General features: G+C 72.4%; 1 protein-coding gene. It reads left to right on the forward strand.

Going from position 1 to position 3,634, the window contains the following annotated elements; all coding sequences use genetic code 11:
- Nucleotides 1-3,634 (forward strand): SDR family NAD(P)-dependent oxidoreductase (locus tag NP777_RS46590; protein WP_256656276.1); only part of this gene is annotated, 3,634 nt, incomplete at both ends.

Genomic DNA, 3,634 nt, shown 5'->3' on the forward strand with positions numbered 1-3,634 from the left:
GGTGTCTACCTCGAACTCGGCCCCGACCCCATCCTCACCACCGCCACACACCACACCCTCCACCACCACACCACCAAAAACCCCACCCCCCTCATCACCTCCACCCTCACCCGCAAGCAGCCCGAGGGGCAGGCCCTCACCCACACCCTCGCCCGGCTGCACACCGCCGGTGTCGATGTCGACTGGACCAGCTGGTTCCCCGCCGGCCCGGCCCCCCAGGTCGTCGGGTTGCCGACGTACGCCTTCCAGCACCAGCGCTTCTGGCTGGCCCCGCCCACCGCCCGTACGAGCTTCGAGGGGGCTGCCGGGGACCCGGCCGAGGCGCAGCTGTGGCATGCCATCGAGGAACTCGACGTCGACGCCCTCACCAGCACGCTCCAGCTGGACAAGGACAGCCCCGGCATCGATGCCCTGCTGCCCGCTCTCCCCGTACTGTCCGCCTGGCGGCGGCAACACCGTGAACGCTCCACCATCGACTCCTGGCGCTATCGGGCCACGTGGCAGCAGCTCCCCGACCCGACCGCCCCGGCCCTGACGGGCACCTGGTTGGTGGTCATCCCTGCCGGGCAGGAGGAGCACACCACGGTCCAGGTCACCCTTCAGGCGCTGCGGGCGCATGGCGCCACGGCGCTCCCGTACGCGGTCGACGCTCATCGCGTCGATCGCGCCGGGTTCCGTGAGCACCTCGGCCGGCTGACCGAGGAGTCCCAGCTCACCGGGGTCATCAGCCTGCTCGCCCTCGACCGGGAACCGCTCGCCGAACACTCCGCGGTGTCCGGCGGGCTCGGCGCCACCACCGCCCTTCTCCAGGCTCTCGACGGCGCCGGAGTCAGCGGGCCCCTGTGGTGTGTCACACAAGGCGCCGTCGCCACCGGTCGCAGCGACCTCCTCCCCTGCCCCGAGCAGTCGCAGATCTGGGGTTTCGGCCGCGTGGCCGCGCTGGAACTTCCGCAGCGCTGGGGCGGTCTCATCGATCTGCCCGCCACCATGACCCACCACACCGCGGGTCGGCTGGCGGCCCTTCTCGTCCCCGGGCAGCCCGAGGACCAGGTGGCCATCCGCACCACCGGTACGTACGCGCGCCGCCTCACCCGGGTGCCCGCCGACGACACCGCCCCCGCCCCCTGGGAGCCGTCCGGCACCACGCTCATCACCGGTGGCACCGGCGGTCTCGGCGCCCGGATCGCTCGCTGGCTGGCCCACCGGGGCGCACCACGTCTCCACCTCGTCAGCCGTTCCGGACCCGACGCGCCCGGCGCGTCCGAGCTCGGCGAGGAGCTCACCGCGCTGGGGACGGACGTCACCATCACCGCCTGCGATGTCGCCGAGCACGACGCGCTCCGGCGGCTCATCGCCACCGTCCCCGAGGAACACCCCCTCACCGCGGTCGTCCACACCGCCGGCACGATGGAACTGGGACAGATCGGAGAGCTGGACCCCGGGCGGTTGCAGGCCGTGCTGCGGTCCAAGGCCCTGTCCGCCGCTCATCTGCACGACCTCACCCAGGACCTCGATCTCACGGCCTTCGTTCTCTTCTCGTCGAACGCCGCGACATGGGGCAGCGGGCAGCAGGCCGCCTACGCCGCCGCGAACACCTACCTGGACGCGCTCGCCGAACACCGTCGGGCCCGGGGCCTGCCTGCCACCAGTCTCGCCTGGGGGCCGTGGGGCGAGGCGGGTATGGCGGCCGACCGGCACACGCTCTCCCACCTCGAGCGACGGGGTCTCTCCCCGCTCCCGACCGACCTCGCCATCGCGTCCCTGCAACACGCGCTGACACACGACGACACCGCCGTCACGATCGCGGACGTCGACTGGGAGAGGTTCGGCCGTGCGTTCACCGCGCAGCGCTCGAGTCCGTTCCTCACCCGACTGATGCCGTCGAGCGCCGAGCCCGCCACGTCCACGGCCATCGCGGCCGACGACAATCCGCTGCGGCAACAGCTCGGCGCGGTGCCCGCCGCTCAGCGCCACCAGATCCTGGTCCGCCATATCCAGACCCTGGCCACGACGATCCTCGGCCACTCCGGCCTGGACGCGGTTCCTCCGGGGCAGCCCTTCCAGGAGCTGGGCTTCGACTCCCTCACCGCGGTCGAGTTGCGCAATCAGCTCGCCGCCACGACCGGTCTCGCCCTCGCTCCGGCGCTGGTCTTCGACCATCCGACGCCGAACGCGCTCGCCACGTATCTGGGCGCCGAACTCACGGGGCAGAAGGCCGCCGTCACCGCCCACACGTCGTCCGTGGCCGCCGACGACGAGCCGATCGCGATCGTCGGCATGGCCTGCCGCTACCCGGGCGGTGTGCGCTCGCCGGAGGAGCTGTGGCAGCTGGTCGTCGCGGGCCGGGACGCCATCGGGGAGATGCCCACCGACCGTGACTGGGATCTGGACACCCTCTTCGATCCCGACCCCGAGCGTCTGGGCACCAGCTATGCGCGCGAGGGCGGTTTCCTCCACGACGCGGCCGGGTTCGACGCGGCGTTCTTCGGCATCAGCCCGCGTGAGGCGCTCGCCATGGACCCCCAGCAGCGGCTGCTCCTGGAAACCGCCTGGGAGACCTTCGAAAGCGCGGGCCTGGACCGGGACACGCTCGCCGGGAGCAACACCGGTGTCTTCGCGGGCGGCACCTATCAGGGCTACGGCGCCTCCGGAAACTCCTCGGCGCGGGAGGTCGAGGGGTATCTGCTCGCGGGCGGCACGCCGAGTGTCATGTCGGGCCGGGTGGCGTATGCGTTCGGCCTCGAAGGCCCGGCGGTGACGGTGGACACGGCGTGTTCATCCTCGCTGGTGGCCATGCATCTGGCGGCCCAGGCGCTGCGGCAGGGCGAGTGCACGATGGCGCTGGCGGGTGGCGTGACGGTGATGGCGACGCCGACCACCTTCATCGAATTCTCCCGCCAGCGAGGCCTGGCGGCCGACGGCCGGTGCAAGCCGTTCGCGTCGGCGGCCGACGGCACCGGCTGGGGCGAGGGCGCCGGGCTTCTGCTGCTGGAACGGCTGTCGGACGCGCGGCGCAACGGCCACCAGGTGCTGGCCGTGATCCGGGGCTCCGCCGTCAACCAGGACGGCACCAGCAACGGCCTGACCGCGCCGAACGGGCCCTCGCAGCAGCGGGTGATCGGCCAGGCGCTCGCCAACGCCCGCCTGTCGCCGGCAGAGGTCGATGTGGTGGAGGGGCACGGGACCGGCACCACGCTCGGCGATCCGATCGAGGCCCAGGCGCTGCTGGCCACGTACGGCCAGGAGCGGCCCGAGGGCCGTCCGCTGTGGCTCGGCTCCATCAAGTCCAACATCGGACACACGCAGGCCGCCGCCGGAGTGGCCGGGGTCATCAAGATGGTCATGGCGATGCGCCACGGCCTGCTGCCCACCTCACTGCACATCGACGAGCCGACGCCCCATGTGGACTGGAGCGCGGGCGATGTCCGCCTGCTGACCGAGGCGCGGGAGTGGCCGCGTGGCGAGCATCCGCGCCGGGCGGGTGTCTCGTCCTTCGGCATCAGCGGGACCAATGCGCATGTCATCGTGGAGCAGGCCCCTGGGTCGGGCGCGACGGCTCAGCGGGACCCCGAGGCGGGGCCGGCAGAGCACATGGGTGGGCCGGTGCCGTGGGTGGTGTCGGCACGCGGTACGG

This window comes from Streptomyces rugosispiralis (genome assembly GCF_024505145.1).
Lineage (GTDB): Bacteria > Actinomycetota > Actinomycetes > Streptomycetales > Streptomycetaceae > Streptomyces > Streptomyces rugosispiralis.